Source organism: Sphingomonas sp. LaA6.9, assembly GCF_022601895.1.
In the GTDB taxonomy this organism is placed as follows: domain Bacteria; phylum Pseudomonadota; class Alphaproteobacteria; order Sphingomonadales; family Sphingomonadaceae; genus Sphingobium_A.
The window spans coordinates 22,835-45,883 of record NZ_JAKVIO010000018.1; the positions used below are offsets into that span (position 1 = coordinate 22,835).

General features: G+C 63.2%; 14 protein-coding genes and 1 tRNA gene. 8 read left to right on the plus strand and 7 right to left on the minus strand.

The genetic code is table 11. From position 1 onward, the window contains the following. The first annotated feature begins 25 nt into the window (after window positions 1–25). Window positions 26–118, plus strand: a tRNA-Ser gene (locus tag MKI88_RS10835). A gap of 77 nt (window positions 119–195) precedes the next feature. Here MKI88_RS10835 and MKI88_RS10840 read toward each other — a convergent pair. Beyond that, window positions 196–1,563, minus strand: coding sequence for a serine hydrolase (locus tag MKI88_RS10840; protein ID WP_241631395.1), 1,368 nt, complete (start codon window positions 1,561–1,563; stop codon window positions 196–198). Window positions 1,564–1,694: 131 nt separating this feature from the next. Beyond that, window positions 1,695–4,037: a serine hydrolase gene (locus tag MKI88_RS10845; RefSeq protein ID WP_241631396.1), complete on the minus strand. Its 2,343-nt coding sequence runs from the start codon at window positions 4,035–4,037 to the stop codon at window positions 1,695–1,697. A gap of 257 nt (window positions 4,038–4,294) precedes the next feature. On the opposite strand from MKI88_RS10845, the gene MKI88_RS10850 reads away from it, so the two are divergent. Further along, window positions 4,295–5,587 (plus strand): amino acid deaminase, encoded by a 1,293-nt coding sequence (locus tag MKI88_RS10850; RefSeq protein ID WP_241631397.1) that lies wholly within the window; start codon window positions 4,295–4,297, stop codon window positions 5,585–5,587. A gap of 156 nt (window positions 5,588–5,743) precedes the next feature. Here the strand turns inward: MKI88_RS10850 and MKI88_RS10855 are convergent, their stop codons facing one another. Continuing rightward, window positions 5,744–8,449 carry a TonB-dependent siderophore receptor gene (locus MKI88_RS10855; RefSeq protein WP_241631398.1) on the minus strand — a complete coding sequence of 902 codons (2,706 nt, stop codon included), beginning with the start codon at window positions 8,447–8,449 and terminating at the stop codon, window positions 5,744–5,746. Window positions 8,450–8,705: 256 nt separating this feature from the next. Here MKI88_RS10855 and MKI88_RS10860 point away from each other — a divergent pair, with 256 nt between their 5' ends. The 5 genes from MKI88_RS10860 (at window position 8,706) to MKI88_RS10880 (ending at window position 15,923) form a co-directional block, all read left to right on the plus strand. After that, complete coding sequence (locus tag MKI88_RS10860; RefSeq protein ID WP_241631399.1) at window positions 8,706–9,380, plus strand: helix-turn-helix domain-containing protein; 675 nt, start codon at window positions 8,706–8,708, stop codon at window positions 9,378–9,380. A 134-nt stretch (window positions 9,381–9,514) separates the two neighbouring features. Beyond that, window positions 9,515–10,549 carry an alpha/beta fold hydrolase gene (locus tag MKI88_RS10865; protein WP_241631400.1) on the plus strand — a complete coding sequence of 345 codons (1,035 nt, stop codon included), beginning with the start codon at window positions 9,515–9,517 and terminating at the stop codon, window positions 10,547–10,549. A gap of 75 nt (window positions 10,550–10,624) precedes the next feature. Beyond that, a complete protein-coding gene (locus tag MKI88_RS10870; RefSeq protein WP_241631401.1) occupies window positions 10,625–12,064 on the plus strand; it encodes a serine hydrolase in 1,440 nt (479 codons plus the stop codon). Window positions 12,065–12,225: 161 nt separating this feature from the next. After that, the gene (locus MKI88_RS10875) at window positions 12,226–14,211 is read left to right on the plus strand and encodes a serine hydrolase (protein WP_241631402.1); all 1,986 of its coding nucleotides are present in this window, start codon (window positions 12,226–12,228) and stop codon (window positions 14,209–14,211) included. A gap of 128 nt (window positions 14,212–14,339) precedes the next feature. Beyond that, window positions 14,340–15,923 (plus strand): Na+/H+ antiporter, encoded by a 1,584-nt coding sequence (locus MKI88_RS10880; protein WP_241631403.1) that lies wholly within the window; start codon window positions 14,340–14,342, stop codon window positions 15,921–15,923. A gap of 67 nt (window positions 15,924–15,990) precedes the next feature. Here the strand turns inward: MKI88_RS10880 and MKI88_RS10885 are convergent, their stop codons facing one another. Beyond that, entirely contained in the window at window positions 15,991–16,689 is a 699-nt protein-coding gene (locus MKI88_RS10885) for a helix-turn-helix domain-containing protein (RefSeq protein WP_241631404.1), read from the minus strand. A gap of 159 nt (window positions 16,690–16,848) precedes the next feature. On the opposite strand from MKI88_RS10885, the gene MKI88_RS10890 reads away from it, so the two are divergent. Next, window positions 16,849–17,994, plus strand: a complete 1,146-nt coding sequence (locus tag MKI88_RS10890) for an acyl-CoA dehydrogenase family protein (RefSeq protein WP_241631405.1) — start codon at window positions 16,849–16,851, stop codon at window positions 17,992–17,994. A gap of 130 nt (window positions 17,995–18,124) precedes the next feature. Here the strand turns inward: MKI88_RS10890 and MKI88_RS10895 are convergent, their stop codons facing one another. The 3 genes from MKI88_RS10895 to MKI88_RS10905 are packed head-to-tail and all read right to left on the minus strand — an operon-like array spanning window position 18,125 to window position 23,048. Beyond that, the gene (locus MKI88_RS10895) at window positions 18,125–19,429 is read right to left on the minus strand and encodes an MFS transporter (protein WP_241631427.1); all 1,305 of its coding nucleotides are present in this window, start codon (window positions 19,427–19,429) and stop codon (window positions 18,125–18,127) included. Further along, window positions 19,426–20,637, minus strand: a complete 1,212-nt coding sequence (gene manD, locus MKI88_RS10900) for a D-mannonate dehydratase ManD (protein WP_241631406.1) — start codon at window positions 20,635–20,637, stop codon at window positions 19,426–19,428. Before manD ends, MKI88_RS10895 begins: the two co-directional genes overlap by 4 nt. 14 nt (window positions 20,638–20,651) lie before the next feature. Further along, entirely contained in the window at window positions 20,652–23,048 is a 2,397-nt protein-coding gene (locus tag MKI88_RS10905) for a glycoside hydrolase family 3 N-terminal domain-containing protein (protein ID WP_407073343.1), read from the minus strand. Window position 23,049 lies beyond the last annotated feature (1 nt).

Here is a 23,049-nt window from a genome sequence, read left to right on the forward strand (position 1 = left end):
TATAGCCGCGCTTCGCCGAGCATCCGGAGACGTGGGTGAGTGGCTGAAACCAACGGTTTGCTAAACCGTCGTACGGGTAAATCCTGTACCGAGGGTTCGAATCCCTCCGTCTCCGCCAGCGTTTCAGCGCATCGCCCTGAAACGCCAGGACAGAACATAGAGGCAGGGCGCCGGTCCAGATCGTTATGGCAGCCTTCAGCTGGCACGGCGAAAGCGAAGGGCATGGACACGGCCGGTCTTGATCGTGAAGCCTTGGCCGTCCTCGTCGAACAGGAGCCGCAAACCCGACGCGCTGAAGGAGCCATCGGCATTGCGCCTGAACTTAAGGGTTGAGCCGTCGGCGGCATAGGGAGACGAGATCCTGACCGTCAGATCGTCTCCGGACAGCGACAGATCATAAGCCGCCTGCAACTCGTCGGAGATATAGCGGCCGGCAAGTTCCGGCTTTGCCGTTCCGGGCGCATCGGCCAGAATGTCGCCCTCGATGGCTTCGATGATCTCGTCGGCCTTCTTCTCTGATGGCCAGTCGCCTCGGTTGCAGAAAAGCGCGACGGCGAGCTTTCGCTCGGGCAGGCGTGCATAGACGTTTCTGAACGCCTCGGCGCCGCCATTATGCTGGACGAAATACTGGCCGTTGCGCCGTCCGATCACGAGCCCGCCGCCATAGGCGAGGTTTGGGCGCTCGACGAAAACGGGCGTGCCGTCCGTCAACCTTCCCGGCGTCAGCATGATTTTCTGTACAGCCGGCGTCCACACTTTGTGGCCGACCGCGAGATCGTGTTCGTATCGCGCCAGATCGTTGATCGAGACCATCAACCCGCCCGAGCCGCTGAACTTGGGATAGCTGTCGCGGACCTCGAAGGCGTCGCCGACGGGCACATAGCCATGGGCGATGTTGGCGCCGGTCGGCCTGGCATCGTTCATGAAGAAGCTGCGCTTCATGCCGAGCGGCCGCAGAATCGCCTTCTGCGCGTAATCGGCGAAGGGCATGCCCGCGACGCGCTCGACGATTTCGGCGAGAAGAAGATAGCCGCCGTTCGAGTAGCTATAGGCCGTGCCCGACGGAAAATTGGTGCTCTTCTGATCGAAGACGAGGCGGAGCGCCGTCGCCTTGTCGGTGTCCGCGGCGCTCTCGATCCCCGCGAGACGGATCAGCTCAAGCGAATCCCGGATGCCGGCCGTGTGCAGCATCAGCATGCGAACTGAGACGGTCACCTCATAGCGCGGCAATTCGGGGAGATATTTGCGGACATCGTCGTCAAGACCGAGCCTGCCCTGCTCGATCAGCTTCGCTGCCGCGAGCGCGGTGAACTGCTTGGAGACGGACGCCGCGTAGAACAGCGTGTCGCCATCGAGCGGTTTGCCATTAGCGATATCGGCTGCACCGGCGGCGGTGACGAAGATCGTCTTGCCGTCGCGGAAGGCCCCGACAGCGCAGCCTGGTGCCGCCTGCCCTCTGGGGTCCGTGATTATCTCCTTCACCTTGCCAGTGGGGGCTGCCTGGACAGGCGCGGCGATGAGGGACGCGGCGAGAAGAAAATGCATGCGATTGACCTTGAGCATCTGGGTACTCCGTCAAGGTCTTCGCGACGCGCAAGTCGTGAAGACCGGAACGATGATGTCGTTGCAACCCGAGCAGACCCGGTGGAGCCGGAACGTGTGCGCGAAGAGGATGATGTGGCTGGTTGATCTGCCTATTTCTGACCGCGCCGCGACGCGAGTTGTTCGAAGGTGAGGTTGCCAATCGGATAGTCTGCCCAACCGTCCAGATCGAAATGCCACCATTCCTGCGGATAGACCGTGAAGCCCTCGCTTTCCATTGCGCTGCGGAGCAGCTCGCGCAACCAACGCTCGCGATCGCTGCCCCCGACATAATTGGTGAAGGAGCGGCTGGAAAACTCATCGTAGCGGCCGGTGGTGACGATGGGCTGCCCCGTCTTCAGATCGTACATCGTCAGATCCACCGCCGCGCCGCGATTGTGCCGCGAGCCCCGCGATGGATCGGCAACAAAGACGCGATTTTCGGGCGGCGTCGCATCCCAGAACATTTTGGTCACATACCAGGGGCGATAGGCATCGTGGATGAGAAGGCCGTATCCTCGCGCAGCAAGCGACTGCTGGATGCGCCCGACCGCCTCCGCCGCGGGACGTTGCAGATAAGCGGCCGCGCTTTCGTAGATCGGCTGCCCCATGAAATTATTTGTGCCCGCATAGCGGACATCGAGCCGTATGCGGGGATCGACGCCGGGCAGGGAAACGAGATCAGCAGTCTTTCGCGTTGTGCTTTCAACAGGGGGCGACGCACTACGCCCCGCCTGTCGCAGCGCCGCGATGTTCGATTGCATGGCCGCCTGGATGCCGGCTTCAGCCTCCGCACCGAAATCGCGACGCGGAAAGCGGATGGCGCCAAGATAGACTGCTGTCGCATTGCCCTTTGGATCGCGTTCGAAGCGCAGCTGTTCGAACGGATAGAGCCCGCGATCGTTCGGGAAGGCGTAGATGTCGGCCGAGACCCGGGTCAGCGGCAGCCAGTCGGTCCACTCGATCCGGACGAATGGCTTTCCATCACGCTCGTAGATCCGGAGGATGTTGTGCGGCCAGCCATATTCCCCGATCAGCGGCGCAAACTCAGGCGCAGGCGCAGGCGGTTCGGGCCAGTCGGTACGCATATAGCGGCGACCCGCAAACTCCAGCCATTGGCCGTCGGCGGCGAAGGCGAGCTTGTCGGAAAAGAGCTGCGCGTCGTCGAGATAGAAGCGCCCTCCCGACTTGCGCACCTTGCCTGCCAGCTCAGGTCCGTCAAGGACGAGCTCTCCGTCGAACACGCGCGTCCAGATACTCGAGGCGCCGTCGCTGAAACGCCCCGACAGTTTCCGGGACTCGTCGGAAGATAATGCTTCGGTCTTCAACCATTGCGGCATTGGCCTGCCCGTTCGGCTCGCCAGCAATGCCCGCAACGCAAAGCTCCCCAGCCGTTGCGCCGCAGGACCTGAATCGACCGTGCTGAACACCACAACGCCAATGCCGGCGTCGGGCATGAGCCTGAGATCGGTCGCAAAGCCGTACACCGCGCCGCCATGGCCCACGGCGCGCTGCCCCTCGAATTCGCCGAGCACAAAACCGAGACCGAAACGGCGTTGGGAAGTGCCCGGAAACTGTTCGCGCCACATCTCCTCGTGCGTTGCGGGTTTGGCCAGCACCGTCCGATCGAGCAATGCGGCCGCGAAGCGGCCGAGATCGTCCAGCGTCGTGTAGAGGCTGCCTGCCGCTGGTGTTCCCAGCTCGAATGCGGGCGCGGTGAAGCGGCTGCCGTCGAACGACGCCATTTCGGCATGCGCGATCCGCTCACGGAATGGTCCGGCGGAAAAGCCGCTCGAACGCATGCCGAGCGGTGCAAGCACGAGCGCTTCAACCGCATTTTCGAAAGACTGGCCCGTCACGCGCGCGACGACCTCGCCGACCACGGCGATCCCGGCATTGGAATATTTTGTGAGGGTGCCGGGAGCGACCACCAGCGTCGTTTCGTTGAGGCTGGCGACGGCGTCGGCCTCGCCTTTCGCGTCGGTATCGAAATAATGGCCGCGGGGTGCCTCGCGGATCAGCCCGCTGCGATGCGTCATCAGCTGCCGCAGCGTTATCGCGCCGCCAAAGGGATTGTGCGGGCGGAAATCGGGCAGATAGCGCGTGACCGGCGCATCGAGATCGAGCTTGCCCTGCTCGACGAGCTTCATCACGGCGATATCGGTGAAGAGCTTGCTGACCGAGCCCGCGCGATAAACGGTATCGGCCGTCGCGGCGCGTGTGCGCGCGGCATCGGCGAACCCCCAGGCATTGGACCAGATCACCCCCTTGCGGTCGACCAGCGCGATGGCAACCGAGGGCAGAACCTTGTCGGCAAGCTCGGCCTGTGCGGCGGCGGCGATCGTTTCGACCAGCGTTGCGGGCACGGCCTCGCTCGACGCAGGCACCGGCTGTGCCGTCAGAGGCGCGGGTGCCAATGCGCAGGCCGCAACCATCAATCCGTAACGCACACGCATTCAGCTCTCCTTCGCCTCGTTCGCTCGATTGTCGTCGCCCGGGACACATCTTCGCGCCTACCGCGTCCAGTGACCTGATGACACGATCTTGCTATCTCGTGATTTTTTCAAATTAGGACAACGATTTTCTCTTTTGTCAATGCACCCTCGCTGTGTTTGTACGCGCATTCCGCGTGTCATGATGATCGAAGTTTTCTGATATTGAAAACCAGAGGAAGTCATGTCACGTGCGGTCGGTGCAAAGCAGGGAGTGCAGCGTGACTTTTGAGGATCAATGGGCCGCGCGGCATGCCGGGCTCGACTGGCGCTTCAAGGCCTTGCCCGCGATTGACGACACCGTAGCGCTCGATGCTGTTGGCGCGCAGGGCTGGTCCATATTGCGCGAGGACGTGATGCTGCCCGCAGCGGTGCTGAGAACAGAGGCGCTCCGGCACAACAGCCATTGGATGCGACGTTTCACCGATCTTGTCGGGGCACGGATCGCGCCACACGGCAAGACGACGATGAGCCCCGCGCTGTTCGACCTGCAACTCGCCGATGGCGCCTGGGGCGTCACGGCGGCAACGCCCGCGCATGTCCGAATCTACCGCCAGCATGGCGTGCGACGCATCCTGCTCGCCAACCAGCTGATCGGCAGGCAGGGCGTCGCCTATATCGCGTCGGAGCTGGCGCGCGACCCTGACTTCGATTTCTACTGCCTCGTCGATTCGATGGCGGCGGTGGATGCGCTTGACGCCGCGCTCCAGGCCTGCCCACCCGGGCGACCAATTCAGTTGCTTGTCGAGCTGGGCATTGCCGGGGGCCGGAGCGGAGCGCGCGACGATGCGACTGCGATTGAAGTGGCACGAGCGGTGTCGGCCTCGCCGCGCCTGTCGTTGCGGGGGGTTGAGGCCTTTGAGGGGATTTTGCAGGGCCAGGGCGTTGCCGGAGAGCCCGGCATGCGAAACGTTCTCGACCGCATGATGGTGGTGGCGACCGCATGTACCGCAGAGAATCTCTTTGACGGCGTGCCGATACTGTCTGCGGGCGGCTCCTCGTTCTTCGACGTGGTAGCAAAAACTTTCGGCGCTGCGGCCCCGTCATCCCACGAAGTCCTGCTGCGCAGCGGCTGCTATCTGGTGCACGACAGTGGTTATTACGCAAAGCTCGTGGAGCGGCTGATGGCCCGGTCGCCCGAGGCTGCCAGTCTGGGCGAAGGGCTCAGGCCCGCGCTTGAGGTCTGGGCCTATGTCCATTCGCGGCCCGAGCCAGGGCGCGCGATCGCGGGCCTGGGCAGGCGTGACATCTCGGACGACACGCGGATGCCCACGCCGCTGCTTTTCGCGCGGCCAGGCGACACGCAGCCGTCAGCGCTCGGCCCGGGCCATTCAACCGTGCGGCTCGACGATCAGCATGCCTATCTCGATATACCCGAGGATTCGCCCCTGCAGGTCGGCGATCTCGTCGCCTTCGGGATCTCGCATCCCTGCACGACATTCGATCGCTGGCCCGCACTCTATCTGGTCGATGAGGCGCGCACGATCACGGGGGCGATCCGGACCTTCTTCTAGCCAGCCTTGGCGGATGGCGGCAATCGGGCGCCGTAAGAACGGCCACCGGCCGGCTGTATCGAATTGACGAAAAAACTGGGGCAGCGGCGTGGGGTTTGCCGCTGCCCCTATGGCCGCCGGTGGACGCGGCCAATGCTGTCTCTCGTGGCGCGACGATCAGAACCTGAGCTTGACGCCTGCGGAGAAGTAGCGGCCGATCACGTCGTAGTTGGGGTTGGTGTAGACGACGTAAGGCGGGTCTACATCGAACAGGTTGTTGATGTTGCCGAACAGCGTGAACGGGCCCGTCTTGAACTGAAGACCGAGATCGACATAGGTGCGGGCGCCGACCTGGTTGTTGAGGATCTGCTGACCATTTGGCCCGACCTGCGTGCTGTAGATGCCGCCATCGACATAGCGCGCGCGCAGATCCGCAAGGAAGCTTTCATCCTCATAGGTCATGGCGCCGGTCAGGCGCCATTCCGGCGTGGAGAAGGCCGTGTCGCCGCCAACCACGCCCGCAACGTCCTTCGTGCGCACGCCATCATCGATCAGGAGCTCGAAGATGTGATTGGCGAGCGCGCGGAAGGTCACCCTGCCCTGACCGACCGCGAAACGGTACGACGCCTCCATGTCGATACCGCGCGTGCTGTATGAGGCAAGGTTCCGGTAAGTGGCGGAAATCGATTCGATCCCGCCATTGGGTCGGCGCGTGATGATGCCGCCACAGCTCGGATCATTCGGGTTCGCCGCATAGCACTGGTTGAGCGTGTCCTGCACGGTCACCGTCGTGATGACATTGTCGATGTCGATGTCGTAATAATCGACCGAGAAGCTGAGCCCCGGCACGTAATGCGGCGAATAGGACCCGCCAAGCGTCAGCGTATGCGAGATTTCTGGCGTCAGGTTGGGATTGCCGCCGGTATAGCTCACGACATTGGCTTGCGGGGCCCCGACAAATGGATCCTGGACGTTGCCGATGCCCGTCGAACGCGCGAGGAAATATTCGGTGATGCTGGGTGAACGGATGTCGCGCGAATAGACGGCGCGCAGCAGTACATCGTTGACGAGGCGTAACGTGCCGCCCGTCTTCCACGACCAGATGCCCCCGCTCGTGCTGTAGTCCGAATAGCGCGCGGCTCCGTTGACCTCGAGATGCACGGTGTCTGCGATGTCGAGCAGCGGCAGGTTGACCTCCCCGAACACTTCCTTGACGTCGAAGCCGCCATTGGTCGCCGAGGAGTTGAGCGTGGCAAAGGCCTTCTGCAGCGACAGCGGATCGACGAAGTTGGTCTGGAGTTCTTCCCATCGGAAATCGGCGCCCAGAGCGATGTCGACGGGGCCGGCCCAGGTCGAGAAGGGCTGGCCGTGCAGACTGCCGCCCGCCGCGTCGAGCTTGGTCGTGTAGATCAGCTGGGTGCCGCCAAAGGCGTAGGCGACAGCGGCCGCCGAGATGTTGCCGTTGCCGAGGAGGTTGATCGGCGCGCAGGCCGGATCGTCGTTGGCGGTGCTGGCGTCGGCATTGACGCGGCACACGGGCGCGCCGTTCACCAGCACCGCGTCGATTGCACGGTTGAAGCGCGCGGCAATCCGCTGGTTGTAGAGCGACTGGTCGCTCTTCAGCTCGCCGTGGTCGTAATAGGCATTGTAGCCCCAGCTATCGCCGAACGAGCCTTCGAGACCGATCGCGCCTTCGAGGTTGCGACGCTCAAATTTGAAGTTGAGCATCTTTTTGGGGCCAACATCATCGAGGATCCGGCCCAGCACAAATGGTCCCGCAATGCCGGCGGCGGCAAGCTGATTGCGCGCCGTCTGCGTCAGGAACGCATTGTCAGGCATGACCACGGCGACCGGCGTTTCCGGAAAGAAGGCATAGTCCGACGTCATCCGGTTATAGCTGCCGTCGACCCAGAGCTTCAGCGAATCGGTGACGTCGAATGTCGCGCGCCCATAGACATTGGTGCGCTCATAGGGCGAGGTGACGGCGACATAGTCGTAGATGTTCTGCCCGCCGCCGCCGACAGTGAACTGCCCGACCGTCTCGCTGCCGAGCGGAAGCGGGCCGACGCTGCCATCGGGGTTGAAGATCAGGTTATAGGGTGTGGCATTGAGCCGAAGGATCGAGCCGCCACGGTTGAGGATGGTATAGTTGACGTCATTGGCGAGTATCAGCTGGCCATCGGCGCGCTGGAAGACGCCGGACTCGAGATTGCGCCGATCCTTGCGGCCGAAGGCGCCCTTCTCCTGCAAATAGTCGGCACCGATGATGAAATGACCGCGGTCGCCGGCGAAATTCGTGCCCCATGCGATGTCGGCGCCATATCGCTCTGCGTCGGAGCGCGAGGAAATGCCGGTCTGCGCGCCGATGCGCCAACCCTCCATCTCGTCGTCGAGGATGATGTTGACGACGCCTGCGACGGCGCCCGAGCCCCAGGCCGCTGAGGCGCCGCCGGTCACGACGTCGACGCGCTTGATAAGGTTCTGCGGCACGGTGTTGAGATCGTTGCTGCCGGTAAAACGGTGCCCGTTGAGCAATGTCAGCGTGCGCACCCCGCCGAGCCCGCGAAGGTCGGCGGTCGAGACGCCGCTGGAGGTGTTGCCCGTCGTTGTCGTTGGGGTGACGGTGGCACGGAACTGCGGCATGTCGTTGAGGACCTGCGCAATGCTCGGTCGATTGCCCTGGCGCAACTCTGCCTCGCCGACGATCGTGGTTGGCGTGGGCGCATCGAAACCCGAGCGCTGGATGCGCGACCCGGTCACCACGATATCGCCGTCGGGCGCAGCCTCGTTTGCCTGAACGGCCTCCTGCGCCACCGCCGGCGCAAGACTCAAGGTCATCGAGAGCGCGGTACCCGCGTACCACAGCAAGTGCCTGGACTTCATGCATATCCCCTTTTGTTGAAGACGCAGAAAGTTGGCTGCGACGGCCGGCCGCATCGTTTGTTTTTCAGCCGGCAGCCGCCAACCCTCCCTGAAATTACCGGGAGGATAATGCATGGCGTTTTTGAAAAAACAATCCTGAATCGGAAATTTTTATCGAAATTGGAAAATTGACGACGATTCCATTCGCATTTTCGTACCGCGAGATGACAGTCTCGATTGCATATGCTAGTCGCGAAAATCGGTTGAAAGGAAGAAAATGCCATCTCCAGGTCGGGTTGAATCGGTGACGGGCGATGCAGAAGCGTTGGGCAGCCATCCAGGCGCCGTCGTCCGTGCGATCCGCACAAAGAAGGGCTGGACGCTATCCGAGTTGAGCAATCGCACCGGCGTCGCGGTTTCCACCCTGTCAAAGGTGGAAACCGGCAAAATGTCGCTCAATTACGAAAAACTGCTTCGCATCAGCAACGGTCTCGATGTCGATATCACACGACTTTTTTCTGCGAACACTGGCGCAGCACCAGTGCCGGCTGGTGCAGCTACTGGGCGTCGGAGCATTACGCCGGCCAGTGAAGGCCCGACAATCCGCACTGCGACATATGATTATGTCTATCCGGCCGCCGATCTCCTGAACAAGACGCTCAACCCGATGTTCCTTGATGTAAAGGTTCGCTCTATTGAGGAATTTGGCGAGCTGATGCGCCATCCGGGCGAGGAATATGCGCTCGTGCTTGAAGGGCAATGCGAGTTCTACTGCGATCTCTATGCGCCCGTCGTGCTCAACAAGGGCGATTCCATCTATTTCGATGGAGCCATGGGCCACGGATATGTCGCCATAGGGGACGGCCCCTGCCGCGTTTTCTGCGTCTGTTCGGCGAAGGACGCCGAGCTCAAGTCCGTTTTGAAACCGATCGAGAACGGCGCCAAAATTTAGCCCCGTACGAAAAAATATTCCGATATTGAAAATATCATCCTCCGGTGGCAATGATCGTCCATGGCAAGGGGATGCTCATGGACATGTTGACAGGAACGGCTCAACGCCCGCGGGGTTCGCGAGCAAAGCGCTGGTTGAAGCGTATCGCGCTCGGCATTCTCGTCCTGCTGATCGCCGTGATCGTCGTGGGCGCGAGCTATGAAGCGCTGGGTCGCCGCAACGCGACGAAGCAATATCCACCTCGCGGCAAGCTGGTCGATATCGGTGGACGACGCATTCATATCGATTGCCGCGGCGCGGGTTCGCCGACCGTCATTTTCGAATCCGGTCTGGGCACGGGCGGAACGCTCGACTGGACTCTGGTGCATGACAAGATAGCCGGGTTCACCCGTGCATGCGCCTATGACCGGGCGGGCATCATGTGGAGCGATCCCAAGTCCACCCCACAGGACGCCGCTGCCGTTGCCGAAGATCTTCATGCGACGCTGAAAGCGGCAGGGATATCTGGACCGCTGGTGCTCGTTGGCCATTCGATCGGCGGCCCCTACACGACCACCTACACGGGAAAATATGGCAATCAGGTTGCCGGGCTGGTGATGGTCGATCCGTCACATCCCGACCAGATCGCCCGGCTTGGCCAGGCGGTGAGTGTCGATGTTCATCCCAAGCAATCGTCGCGACTGATGCACGCCGCTTCGGCATTGTCGTGGACGGGCATCGTGCGTTTCATGATGGCAGGCAGCGAAGTGCCGAAGCTTCGGACGGAAGCGGAAAGCAGGATATTCGACGAGGCGATGCGCAAGGTGTTCGCCTATGCCAGCAAATCGGTCAAAGGCGCGACCGCCGAACTGGATGGTTTCGATCGCACCATGGACCAGGCGCGTGCGGTTCATGGTTTCGGAAACCGGCCACTGATCGTGCTGACCGCAATGGCGCCTTTCAAGCCCGCGCAACAAAAGGCGCTCGGCATAACCGACCAGGATGCCGTCCGCTTCAAGCAGACATGGAAAACACTCCATGAGGAGCAGACCAGATTTTCGACCCGAGGCCGCCAGCAGATCGTGCCCGACGCGACGCATTATATCCAGATCGATCGGCCCGATGTCGTGATCGACGCAGTGCGAGAGGTTGTCGATACGGTGCGCGCCGACGCGAAGGCTGGCAGCTGACCCCTCCTTCCTGAAACCCCGTTTCTCGGCTGGAGATCCCCGCTCCAGTCCGACATGATCGCGAAGGAGTTCCGCATGATCCGGCAGATTCCCGGTGTCAGCCTTATGGGTTTGACGTTGTTGCTCTCGACGCCCGCGCACGCCGGCACGATCACCGGTCCGGCCGATCTTGGTACCGCGGTTTCCGCGCAAATCGCGTGCGCCGGAATATTTGTGACCGGGCGTGCCGAAGCGGATGTGCTGCGCGACGATGTTCACGCGCTGGCGCCGTTCACAAAGGCGATCACGCTTTCGGTCGACCGCAAGGATCGCACCGTCACCGCATCGGCCCCCGGCGCCACGCAACGCACGGCGCTCTATCGCCCGGCGGCGGGGTGCACCCTGCTTACCGCGACGGTGCGGCGCGACGTGCTCGAGCGCCAGACCGCGAGGATGAAGCCGATGAAGATGCGGTCATCGGGAACCTGGCCGCTGGGCGACGCGCCGCCCAAGGATACCGGGCCCAAGATCGACAAGGCAGCGCTCGAAAAGGCGGTCAACGATGCCTTTGTCGAGCAGAACAAGGGTGGCTATCCCGACACGCGCGCCATCGTCATCGTTCACGGCGGACGGATCGTCGCTGAACACTATGCGCCCGGATTTGATCGGAACAGCAGGCTGCTCGGCTGGTCAGCGAGCAAGAGCATCGCGGCTACGCTCGTCGGCCTGCTGGTCGACGATGGTGTGCTTGAGCTCGATGCGCCCGCGCCAGTTCCCGAATGGCAGGCAGAGGGTGATCCGCGGCGGCAAATCACGCTGCGCCAGTTGCTGACGATGTCGAGCGGCCTGCGCTTCGTCGAGAGCTATGAGCCGGGCAATGATTCGATCAGAATGCTGTTCTCCGCGTCCGACATGGGCGCGCTGGCGGCCTCGCTTCCGCTCGACAAGGCGCCGGGTACGGCGTGGAGCTATTCTTCGGGTACGACTAACATATTGTCCGCGATCGTGACCCGCGCAGCGGGCGGCTCACTCGAGGACGTCACGCGCTTCGCGCGCAAGCGCCTGTTCGAGCCCGCGGGCATGACGAGCATCGTCATCGAGCCCGATGAAGCCGGGGTGCCAGTGGGCAGTTCCTACGCCTATGCCACGGCGCGCGACTGGGCGCGTTTTGGGCTGCTTTACCTAAACAACGGGATGGCAGCGAAGAAGCGGCTACTTTCGCAGAACTGGGTCGATTTCGTAAGGACGCCGACCGCAGCGGCGCCGCGATCGCTCTATGGCGGGCAGTTCTGGCTCAATCGCGGCGAGGACACGGGTGAGAAGCGGCGGATCTTCAGGGATCTTCCAGACGATACCTTCATGGCGATGGGGCACAACCACCAGATCGTCGCCGTCATCCCGTCGCGCGACGCGGTCATCGTACGGCTCGGCTGGACGCCTGAGGGGCAGACGTTCGATTTCAACAAATATCTGTCGCGGATAGTCGCGGCGCTGGAGCCCGCGACAAACGCCGATGGTGCACGTCACGCCAGGTAGCGCGTGCCGGGTGTAGCGTTCTCGCGCCCAAGTCTCAAAAGTCATTTGACAATTTTCCAAATGGAAATATTTTTCCATTTTGGATAATAATTAGCGAAATCAAGGCTGCGGTGAACGGAGTATCGATCCTGACCGCCGGAGGAGCAGGAAGGGCGTTGAATATGCGAGCGATCAGGCTTTTCGCGGCGGCGGCGTTGATGCTGATAGGCGGAGGCACGGCCGCGCAGCAAATGACCCGGCCCGCTCCCGCGCCGATCGGGTCCGGCGCGGCGGGGCTAATGCCCTCGGGCGCTCCGGGCGCGCGGCCGCTGTCCAAACAAGACGTCGACACATGGCTTGATGGCTATCTCCCTTATGCGCTCAAAAAAGGCGATATTGCGGGCGCGGTCGTCGTCGTGGTCAAGGACGGCCAGGTGTTGACGCAGCGCGGCTTCGGCTATGCCGATGTTGCCAGGCGCACGCCCGTCGATCCCGAGGTGACGCTGTTCCGGCCGGGCTCGGTCTCCAAGCTCTTCACCTGGACTGCGGTGATGCAGCAGGTCGAGGCGGGCAGGATCGATCTCGACGCCGATGTGAACAACTACCTCGATTTCAGGATTCCGCTGAAGGACGGCAAGCCCGTCACCATGCGTCAGCTCATGACGCACACCGCCGGGTTCGAAGAGCATGGCAAGGAAACCATGTACCATGATCCTGCCAATCTCACGTCGCTCGACGCGTATCTGAAGCGCTCACTTCCCAAGCGCGTCTTCGCGCCGGGAACGACGCCGTCCTATTCCAACTACGCCACGGCGCTGGCGGGCTATATCGTCGAGCGGGTGACGCAGATGTCCTTCGACGACTATATCGAGCAACGCATCTTCAGGCCGCTCGGCATGGCGCATTCGACCTTCCGGCTGCCGTTGCCGCAGCGCTTCCAGCAGCAGATGGCACAGGGCTATTCGGTGGCCTCCGCCGCTGAGCCCAGCAAATACGAGATCATGAGTCCGAAGCCGGCGGGCGCCCTGGCATCCTCGGGCGCGGACATGGCCAAATTCATGCTCGCCCATCTCAATCAGGGCGCGGGGCTGATGAAGCCGGAAACCGCGCGCATGATGCACGATACGCCGCTCACCATCCTGCCGTCGCTCAACCGCATGGAGCTCGGCTTCTTTGAAACCAACATCAACGGGCGGCAGGTGATCGCGCATCTGGGCGATACGATGGCGTTTCACACATCGCTTCACCTGTTCATGAACGATGATGTCGGCTTCTATGTATCGTTCAACAGCATGGGCAAGGACGGCGCAGTGGGGCCGCTGCGCCGCGCGCTCTTCGAAGATTTCGCCGACCGCTACCTGCCCGACACCCGTCCCGCCGATGGCAAGGTCGACGCGACAACCGCCGCCGAACATGCAAGGATGATGGCCGGCAACTATTTCAAGAGCCGCCGGTCGGTGACAAGCATCATGGCGATCCTCAACCTTTCGGGGCAGGTCTCGGTCGGCGTTGACAGCAAGGGCGGGCTCGTCGTGCCCGTGGCGCGCGGGCTGAACGGCCAGCCGCTGAAATGGGTTGAAACCGCTCCCTTTATCTGGCGTGCCGTCGACAGTCATGAGCGGCTTGCTGCGCAGGTGGTCGATGGCAAGGTCGCGCGCTGGAGCCTCGATGGCGTGTCACCCTATCTCGTCTTCGATCGCGTGCCCGTGTGGCAATCCTCGGCCTGGCTTCTCCCCGCGCTCTATGCGGGTCTCGCGATCCTGCTGCTCACGCTGCTCCATTGGCCAGTATCGGCTTTGATTCGTCGCCACTACAAGGCGCCGCTCGCGCTGGGGCGTCGTTCGCTCCTTGCCTATCGCGGCGTCCGGCTCGGCGCCGGACTGGTGCTCGCGCTGCTCGGCGGCTGGGCGATCGCTTTCGCAGCGATGACCGCCAACCTCGACAATTTCACGCCCCGATCCGATCCGTGGCTGTGGACGCTGCAGATCCTCGGCGTGTTCATCTTCGTCGGGGGCGTCGCGATTGCCGGCTGGAATCTCGCGCTCGCGACGAAGGAAAAGCGCGGCTGGTTCGGCCGGCTCTGGGCCGTACTCCTCCTGCTTTCCATGCTGGTGGTGCTCTATACTGCCTGGATGTTCGGCCTCGTCGCGATGACGGTGAACTATTGAAGTCGCTCGCGCTGGCCGATTGAGTTGAAAACGGGACAGTGAAGAAAGGCTAGTGTAATGCGTCGCCATGGCGTTCGGCGCATCGCTGCGCCCGGCGATTGGCGGCGACGAGAGAGGGATCGAAGCTGATGCACGGTGTCGAGGCCTTTGAGCTCGTTCTTATCCTGCTGGCGCTCGTCGTCGCGCTCTATTGGCTCGCTCTCAGGCTACAGATGCCGCCCGCGACCACGCTCCTGATCGGAGGTGGCGCCATCGCCTTCATTCCCGGTCTCCCGGCCGTGTCGCTGGATCCGGAACTGGCACTGGTGCTGTTTCTGCCGCCGCTGTTGATGGACGGCGCCTTCAACACCTCTCTCGGGCGCTTTCGGCGGAATTTGCCCGGGATCCTGTCGCTTGCGGTTGGAGCCGTGATATTCACGACGCTCGTTGTCGGGATGGTGACGCACTGGATTCTTCCCCAACTGCCCTGGGCGGCCTGTTTCGCTCTGGGCGCAATTGTCTCGCCCCCCGATGCCGTGGCCGCAAGGGCGGTACTGAAGGGGGTTACCCTGCCACGGCGGCTTGTCGCGTTGCTCGAAGGCGAAAGCCTGCTCAATGACGCAACAGGCCTGATACTTTTCCGCTTCGCGGTCGTGGCGACATTGAGCGGCGTCTTTCACGCGGGTGAAGCGATTGGAGGTTTCGTGGTGGTCGCGATCGGCGGCGCGGTCGTCGGGCTGTTGGTTGCGGCACTCTGGATCTTTGTCGTTCGGCAGCTGCGCGACACGGTCCTGATTGTTGTCACGACGGCTTCGCTTGGCTGGATCGCCTATCTTGCCGGTGAAGCAGCCCACGTATCGGGCGTCATTGCGACCGTTGCCGCCGGTCTGGTCCTGAGCTGGCACTACCACACGCTTTTGTCCGCAGAAATCCGGCTGCTTGGCAACTCCGTCTGGGATATCATGGTATTCCTCCTCGAAGCTTTCGTTTTCATCCTGATCGGCTTTTCCCTCCGCGGAGCCATCGAAAGGATCGGCGGGATCGAGGCTGTTCCCGCATCGACGATGTACGTCGTTGGCGCCGTCGTGCTGACGGTCATCCTCGCGCGCTTCATGTGGGTTTTCGGATCGGAAGCATTATTGAATATTGCCCGGGGAATAGGCGTGAAACGCGCCCGCCCCTTAGGCCCGCGACAGGCAACGGTGCTCAGCTGGGCGGGCATGCGAGGCGTGGTGACGCTGGCGGTGTCGCTCACCCTGCCCGCCGACATGCCCGGGCGCGATCTCATGCTCGTCTGCGCCTTTGCCGTCATCTTCGTCACCGTCGTCGTGCAGGGATCGAGCCTGGGCTGGGTCATACGCAGGATCCGTCCCGTCGACGAAGATCCGCCGGCGAAAATGAACATGCCGACCATCGAGGCGACGATGGCGCGCGCGCGGATGGCGGTCGTCGAAAAGCTTGCCTACGCGCCGGACGGCACGCTCATCCATCCTCTGCTGCTTGAGGAATATCAGCGAAGAATGGTGTTCATGGACCGCTATGCCGAAGACTCGAGCGCCGCCATGGAAAATCTGCGCCCGCATTTCGACGTCCTGCTCGAGTCCATCGTGGCCGGCCGCAAAGCCCTGATCGAGGCCCACCGTTCTGGCCTGATCGAAGATGAGGTCCTCCACGAACTGGAGCGAGATCTCGACGTCGAAGAAATCGCGATCGTGTTCCAGCGCGGCGAGTAATCGATCTCCATTCGCCGCAACAGGCAGAAGATAGCCGCAGCTTTTCGGATGCTCATCGCCAGCGCGCTCAGCTCGCGAGCTTGCGCTCCTTGGCGAAGGGACTGAGCCCCAGCCAGCATTGCATGTCTGCCGCCAGCCCGGGATCACCCGTCAGCATCAAGCGCTGCGCCGAAATCGCGCTGCGAACGGTATCAAGCCCCATCCAGATCGCGGTCATCGTGCGCAGATCGGAAGAGACATAGAGATCGACGTCAAAGCCCGGATTGGTCGAGCACAGATCCGCTTCCACCTCGGGGTTGATCAGCAACCACCATGACCGCTGGCTATGCGGAAGCTCGGGATAGAGAAACTGGATCACGCTGCGCCCCTCGGGCATCGGGGTCAGGTCGAGATTGCGGCGCATGTCCCACATCAGCAACTGCACATCGAGATGCTGAAGCGACAGATCCGACTCGATCCACCGCTGGCCCCAGATTCCGAAGGCCTCGATCAACGGCTCAAGCTCGCGGCCCGCTTCGGTCAGCCTGTATTCGAACAGGCCGGGATCTCGCGCCAGTCCCACGCGCGCGATCACGCCCGCTGCTTCGAGTTCCTTCAGCCTTTGCGAGAGCAATGCCGGTGACATGCGCGGAACGCCCCGACGCAGATCGTTGAAACGCGTGGAGCCGGCGATCAGTTCGCGCAGCAGCACCACCGTCCAGCGTGTGCACAATATCTCCGCCGCCATCGCGACGGGGCAGAATTGCTTGTAGCTGCCCTGTGTCATGCTAGCCTCCCTCAGGCACTTGAGTAGCGTAGGCGCGACGTGTGCGACCGCCAAGTTCAGTTTATGTATCGGCAGGATTCAGTTTCTGAACTGGCGGCCCGTTTTCGAAAGTGGGATTGTTTGCGTGGAGGGTCACACCAATCAAGCAAAGGTGAATTCATGTCCGTCAACCTCAAGACCAGACCCGAAATCGATACGCGCGACTGGCGCGTACTTGCCGACGGGATCGCCACCGAAATCGCCGTCAACGCGGCGCGGCACGACGCTGAAGGGTCGTTCGTCGCCCAAAACTATGACCTTCTGAAGCGTCAGGGCTTCTTCAAGGCCATGGTTCCCGAAGAACTGGGCGGCTACGGCGCGGACCATCGCACGATGTGCGAAATCATCCGCCGCCTTGCAGCAGCTTGCGGCTCCACGGCGCTCGCATTCTCGATGCACACCCACCTCGTTGCGGTGGCCGCATGGCGCTGGCGCCATCAGAATGCGCCGACCGACGGCCTTCTGAAGCGCGTCGCAGCCGAGGACCTCGTCCTTGTCTCGAGCGGCGGCTCCGACTGGCTGGCGAGCGCGGGCACCGCGTCGCCGACCGAGGGCGGCTATCTGATCAACGCGCGCAAGATCTTTTCGAGTGGCTGCCCAGGCGCGGATATGCTGATCACCAGCGCGGTGCTCGACGATGGCGACGCGGGGCAGACGGTCCTGCATTTCGGCGTGCCGTTGCGTGCCGAAGGCGTCAGCATCCTCGACACTTGGCACGTCATGGGCATGCGCGGCACCGGTTCGCACGACATCGAACTGCGCGACGTGTTCGTGCCCGAGGCCGCCATCTCGGGCAGGCGACCGCAGGGCAAGTGGCACATGCTGTTTCACATTATCAGCATGATCGCCTTTCCGCTGATCTATTCGGCCTATCTGGGGGTCGCCGATGGTGCGCGTCAGACCGCGATCGGGATCGCCCGGAAAAAGCCCGAAAACCCGATGCTCATAGCGCTCGTCGGCGAGATGGAAAATGCACTCGCCAGTGCAGGTCTGGCGCTCGACGACATGATCGCCCAGGCTGAAACGGGTACGCCCGACCCCGAAGCGACCAGCCGCGCGATGATCGGCCGCACGCTGGCGGGTCAGGGCGCCATCAGGACCGTCGAGCGCGCCATGGAAGTGGCGGGCGGCGCTTCGTTCTACAATCACGTCGGACTCGAACGCGCCTTTCGCGACGTGCAGGGCGCGCGCTATCACCCGCTTCAGGAAAAGGCGCAGCTCGCCTATACGGGGCGGCTCGCACTGGGCCTCGATATCGACGGCTGACCTTGGAATATGGAAACGCACCATCGGTCATCCGGCCGATGGTGCGAAGCCATTGTCACCGAAGCGCGTGGCATTCGATCCAGGATGTGCCCCCGGCCGGACCGACGACCCGGCTGCAGAAGGAGCGTCGTCATGCGTGCAGCTCTGCGGAGCGAGCGAATCTGGTCACCGGCGCATAGCACGGGTTGATCAGATGGACGGCCAGCAAGGCGACGAGATAGGCGGACCCCGAGACGATGAAGATGGGGGTGTAGCTGCCGATCGTCTCGAGCACATAGCCCGCATATTTGGACATGAGCATGCCGCCGGCGGCACCCGCGAAGCCGCCGAGCCCGACGACGGTGCCCTGCGCCCAGCGCGGGAAAAGATCGGCAGGCATCGAGAAGAGGTTGCTCGAAAAGCCCTGATGGCCTGCGCAGGCGAGCCCGATCAGCAGCACCGCGACCCAGATCGTCGGGGCATACATCGCGAAGGTGACGGGGGTGACGACGAGCGCGCAGGCGAGCATCGCGGTCTTGCGTGCGCGATTGGCGCTCACCCCGCGGGCGAGCAGCCGCGACGAATACCAGCCGCCGAGGATCGAGCCCACATCCGCGATCAGATAGATGGCGATCAGCGGCGGGCCGAAGCCTTTTAGGTCGACGGCGTAGCGCTTTGAGAAGAAGTCGGGCAGCCAGAACAGGAAGGTCCACCAGATCGGGTCGATCAGGAAACGGCCCGACATATAGGCCCATGTCTGGCGGCACGAGAGAACCTGACGGAAGGTCGCTTTACCCTCGGTGTCGAAGGGTTCGGCCTCGATATAGGCGATCTCTTCCTGCGTGATCCTGGGGTGCTCGCGCGGGCGACGATAAAAGGCGATCCACGCGCCGATCCAAACGAGGTTGAACAGGCCGGTGATGACGAAGGCCGATTCCCAGCCCATCGCAAGCGTGATCATCGGCACGATCAGCGGGGTCACGATCGCGCCGACATTGGCGCCCGCGTTGAAGATACCGATCGCGAGCGCGCGCTCGCGCTTGGGGAACCATTCCGCGGCGGCGGCGAGGGCAGCGGGGTAGGTGCCCGATTCACCGAGCGCGAGCGGAATCCTTGCCAGCGCAAAACCAGTCGTGGTCGTGACCAGCGCATGCGCCATGTGCGCCACGGTCCACACACCCATGGCAAGCAGATAGCCGACCTTCGCGCCAACCCGGTCGATCAGCCGCCCGAAGAAGAGGAAGCCGATTCCGTAGGCGGCCTGAAACCAGAAGACGACGTCGCCATAGCCGCTCTCGGTCCAGCCATATTGCGCCTGCAATGTGGGCTTGAGGACCGAGAGAACGAGGCGGTCGATATAGCTGAGCACCACCGCGAAAAAGAGCAGCGCGCAGATGATCCACCGCACCTTGCCTCTGGGCGGCGGCGGGATCACGGTTTTGTCCACGCTGTTCACCAGTGCCACATCGAACCGTCCTCGAGGCGGTTCACGGGTAGGTATGCGCGCTTGTACTCGTATCTGGCGGCCAGTTCCTCGTCGATGTCGGCGCCGAGGCCGGGGGCATCGCCGGGGTGCATCATGCCGTCGGCGAAGGAGTAATGGTGCGGGAAGACCGCATCGGTCTCCTCGGTATGGCGCATATATTCCTGCACGCCGAAATTGGGCACCGAAAGATCGAAATGGAGCGCGGCGGCCATGCAGACCGGCGAAAGATCGGTCGCGCCGTGGCAGCCCGTGCGGACATTGTGCATGTCGGCAAAGCTCGCGATCCGGCGCAGGTGCGTGATGCCGCCCGCGTGGACCACGGTGGCGCGGATATAATCGATCAGCTGCTCCTCGATCAGCTCCTTGCAGTCCCAGATCGCATTGAAGACCTCGCCGACCGCGAGCGGGCTCGTGGTGTGCTGGCGGATCAGGCGGAAATTGGCCTGATTCTCGGCGGGTGTCGCGTCCTCGAGCCAGAAGGGGCGATATGGCTCGAGATCCTTGCCCAGTCGGCCCGCCTCGATCGGGGTCAGGCGGTGGTGGATGTCGTGGAGCAGATGGACGTCCCAACCCAGTGCCTCGCGCGCCTTTTCGAAGAGCGGCGGGACCGAGCGGAGATATTTCTCGCTCGACCACAGATTCTCGGTGGGGAGGTCGGCATCGGCGGGCTCGTAGAAATAGCGGTCCTTTGACACGCCATAGGTGGATGCGAGGCCGGGTACGCCGGACTGGAGCCGGATCGCCTTGTATCCCAGCTGCTGATAGTGGAGCGCGTTCTCGATCGTCTCCTCGATCGTCTTCCCGTTGGCATGGCCATAGACCATCGCGCCTTCGCGGCACGCGCCGCCGAGCAGCTGATAGAGCGGAAGCCCCGCGATCTTGCCCTTTATGTCCCACAGCGCCATGTCGACCGCGGCGATCGCGGACATGGTGACGGGGCCGCGCCGCCAATAGGCACCCTTGTAGAGATATTGCCAGATATCCTCGATCCGGTGCGCGTCGCGGCCGATCAGGCAGGGAATCACGTGATCCGCCAGATAGCTGGCGACCGCGAGTTCGCGCCCGTTGAGCGTTGCGTCGCCAAGGCCGTAAACGCCTTCATCGGTTTCGATCTTGAGCGTGACGAAATTGCGGCCGGGGCAGGTGACGATGACTTTGGCTGAGGTGATTCTGGGCATGTGACGATATCCGGTCAGGCGGTGATGGTAAGCGTCGCGGTCTTCAGATCGACCGAATTGGGACCGGCCATGATGTCGAAATCGCCGGGTTCGACGATGCGTTTCATGTCGCGGTCCCACATGTGGAAGGCACTGGAGTCGAGCGCGAAGCGGACGGTTCGCGCCTCTCCCGGCTTCAGCGTGACGCGTTCGAAACCTTTCAGTTCCTTGAGCGGCCGCGTGATCGAGGCGATGCGGTCGCGGACATAGAGCTGGACGACCTCGTCACCCGCGCGCGCGCCGCTATTGCGGACCTCGACCGAAACCACGACGCTGCCGTTGCGGGCGATGCGCGTAGCCGAAAGCCGGGGAGCACCGATCTCGAAGCTGGTGTAGCTGAGCCCGTGGCCGAACGGGAAAAGCGGGTCGGTCGTATCGAACAGATAGCCGCGGCGCGCGCTCGGCTTTGCATTGTAGAAGACCGGGATTTGCCCCGCGTGACGTGGCACCGAGACGGGCAGCTTGCCGCCGGGATTGACCTTGCCGAAGAGTATGTCGGCGATGGCGGTCCCGCCTTCCTGACCAGGGTACCACGCCTCGAGCAGCGCGTTCGCGCGCGCGGCGATGGCGGGCCAGGAAGGCGGGCGCCCGTTGACGGCGACCACGACAACGGGCTTACCCAGCGCGAACAGCGCGCCTGCAAGATCATTCTGTTCGCCGACGAGATCGAGGCTGGTGCGATCGCCGAGATGGTTTTTGGCAAATGCCTCGCGGCTCGTCTGCTCGGTGTCGCCGATCGCGAGAATGACGACATCGGCGGTCTTCGCGACCTCGACGGCCTCGGCAATGAGCTGGCGATTCTTCGCGGGATCGGCGAGCAGCACCTCGTCGACAGAGCGGTCCTCGCTCCGCGTGATGAAGACCCCCTGTGCATGGACCACTTCGGCCTTGCCCGCGAGACTGGCCGTGATGCCTTGGAGCAGGCTGACCGACTGGCGCGGGAAGCTCGAATAGCCGCCCAGCCGCGCGATCGCGGCATTGGGGCCGATCACGGCCACGCGCTTGTGCGCGCCCGCGGTCAGCGGCAATACGCCATCATTCTTGAGCAATATCATCGAACGATGCGCGGCCCTCAGCGCGAGCGCGCGCGCCTCGGAATTACCCGTGATCGCGTCCGATCGCGCGAAATCCGCATAGGGATTCTCGAACAGCCCGGCGCGGAACTTGAGCGCCAGCATGCGGCGCACGGCGGCGTCGAGCACCGCCTCGCTCACCTTGCCCGCACGAACCGAGTCGGCGAGTGTGCGGAAGGCGACGCCGTCGGGGAGGTCGGAGTCCACGCCCGCCTTGAGTGCGCGGATCGCCGCGGCGGGGATGTCTGGCTCGACATGGTGGAGCGTCGAAAGCTCGTCGATCGCGAAGTAATCGCTGACGACCGCACCCTTGAAGCCCCATTCGCCGCGCAGCACATCGGTGATCAGCCATGTGTTGGCGTGAGAGGGGACGCCGTCGATCTCGTTATAGGACGGCATGACCGCCGCGATGCGCGTCCGGCGGACGATCTGCTCGAAGGGCGGGAAGAAATTCTCGCGCAGGCCGCGTTCGGAAAGCTGCGCGGGGCCGACATTGATCCCGCTTTCGGGCTGGCCGTGGCCCGTCATGTGCTTCAGCGTCGCGAAGACCTTGTCGGGCGCGAGCGTCTCGCCCCTGCCCTGCAGCCCTTCGACCGCGGCGACCCCCATCTCCGCGACCAGATAGGGATCCTCGCCAAAGGTCTCCTCGATCCGTCCCCAGCGCGGGTCGCGCACAATGTCGACGACGGGTGAAAGCGCCAGATGGACGCCGCGCGAACGGACCTCGCGCGCGATGACGCTGCTGACGTCACGCATCAGCGCGGTGTCGAAGCTGCTCGCCAGCGCGATCGCCTGCGGGAACATGGTGGCGTCGGTGGCCATATAGCCGTGCAGCGCCTCTTCATGGAACAGCACGGGGATGCCGAGGCGCGTGTTGGTCAGCGCGTGGCGCTGGACCGCATTGACGAAGTCGACGGTATCCTTCGGGCTGCGCCAGCGCGCGCCCGTGCCGCCGGCGGGGCCGATCCCGGCCGGGGTCGCGCCACGACGGTCCGACGGGCGGCCCACCTGTCCGAAGCCATGGGGATAGGCGGCGCTGGCCTTGGCGGGATTGAAGGTGAGTTCGTCCATGATGTCACGCTTGGTCGCCCAGAGCGTGATGATCTGGGCGACCTTTTCATCGAGCGTCATGCGGCCGAGCAAATCCTCGACGCGCGCGGCGACCGGAGCCTGCGGGTCCTTGTAGAGCGGACGGCCCTGCGCGAAGGCGGCGGGCCCGAACGTCACCGTGCCCGTGGCGAGCGCGGTGACGAGCCCCAGCGCCCTCAGGACGTCGCGACGGGAAGCACGCGTTGCCACC

What these genes read in the sequence shown, in the direction of transcription:
- MKI88_RS10840 (WP_241631395.1), bottom strand. Translation starts at nt 1,563, where the DNA reads ATGCTCAAGGTCAATCGCATGCATTTTCTTCTCGCCGCGTCCCTCATC.
- MKI88_RS10845 (WP_241631396.1), bottom strand. Translation starts at nt 4,037, where the DNA reads ATGCGTGTGCGTTACGGATTGATGGTTGCGGCCTGCGCATTGGCACCC.
- MKI88_RS10855 (WP_241631398.1), bottom strand. Translation starts at nt 8,449, where the DNA reads ATGAAGTCCAGGCACTTGCTGTGGTACGCGGGTACCGCGCTCTCGATG.
- MKI88_RS10860 (WP_241631399.1), top strand. Translation starts at nt 8,706, where the DNA reads ATGCCATCTCCAGGTCGGGTTGAATCGGTGACGGGCGATGCAGAAGCG.
- MKI88_RS10870 (WP_241631401.1), top strand. Translation starts at nt 10,625, where the DNA reads ATGATCCGGCAGATTCCCGGTGTCAGCCTTATGGGTTTGACGTTGTTG.
- MKI88_RS10875 (WP_241631402.1), top strand. Translation starts at nt 12,226, where the DNA reads ATGCGAGCGATCAGGCTTTTCGCGGCGGCGGCGTTGATGCTGATAGGC.
- MKI88_RS10880 (WP_241631403.1), top strand. Translation starts at nt 14,340, where the DNA reads ATGCACGGTGTCGAGGCCTTTGAGCTCGTTCTTATCCTGCTGGCGCTC.
- MKI88_RS10885 (WP_241631404.1), bottom strand. Translation starts at nt 16,689, where the DNA reads ATGACACAGGGCAGCTACAAGCAATTCTGCCCCGTCGCGATGGCGGCG.
- MKI88_RS10890 (WP_241631405.1), top strand. Translation starts at nt 16,849, where the DNA reads ATGTCCGTCAACCTCAAGACCAGACCCGAAATCGATACGCGCGACTGG.
- manD (WP_241631406.1), bottom strand. Translation starts at nt 20,637, where the DNA reads ATGCCCAGAATCACCTCAGCCAAAGTCATCGTCACCTGCCCCGGCCGC.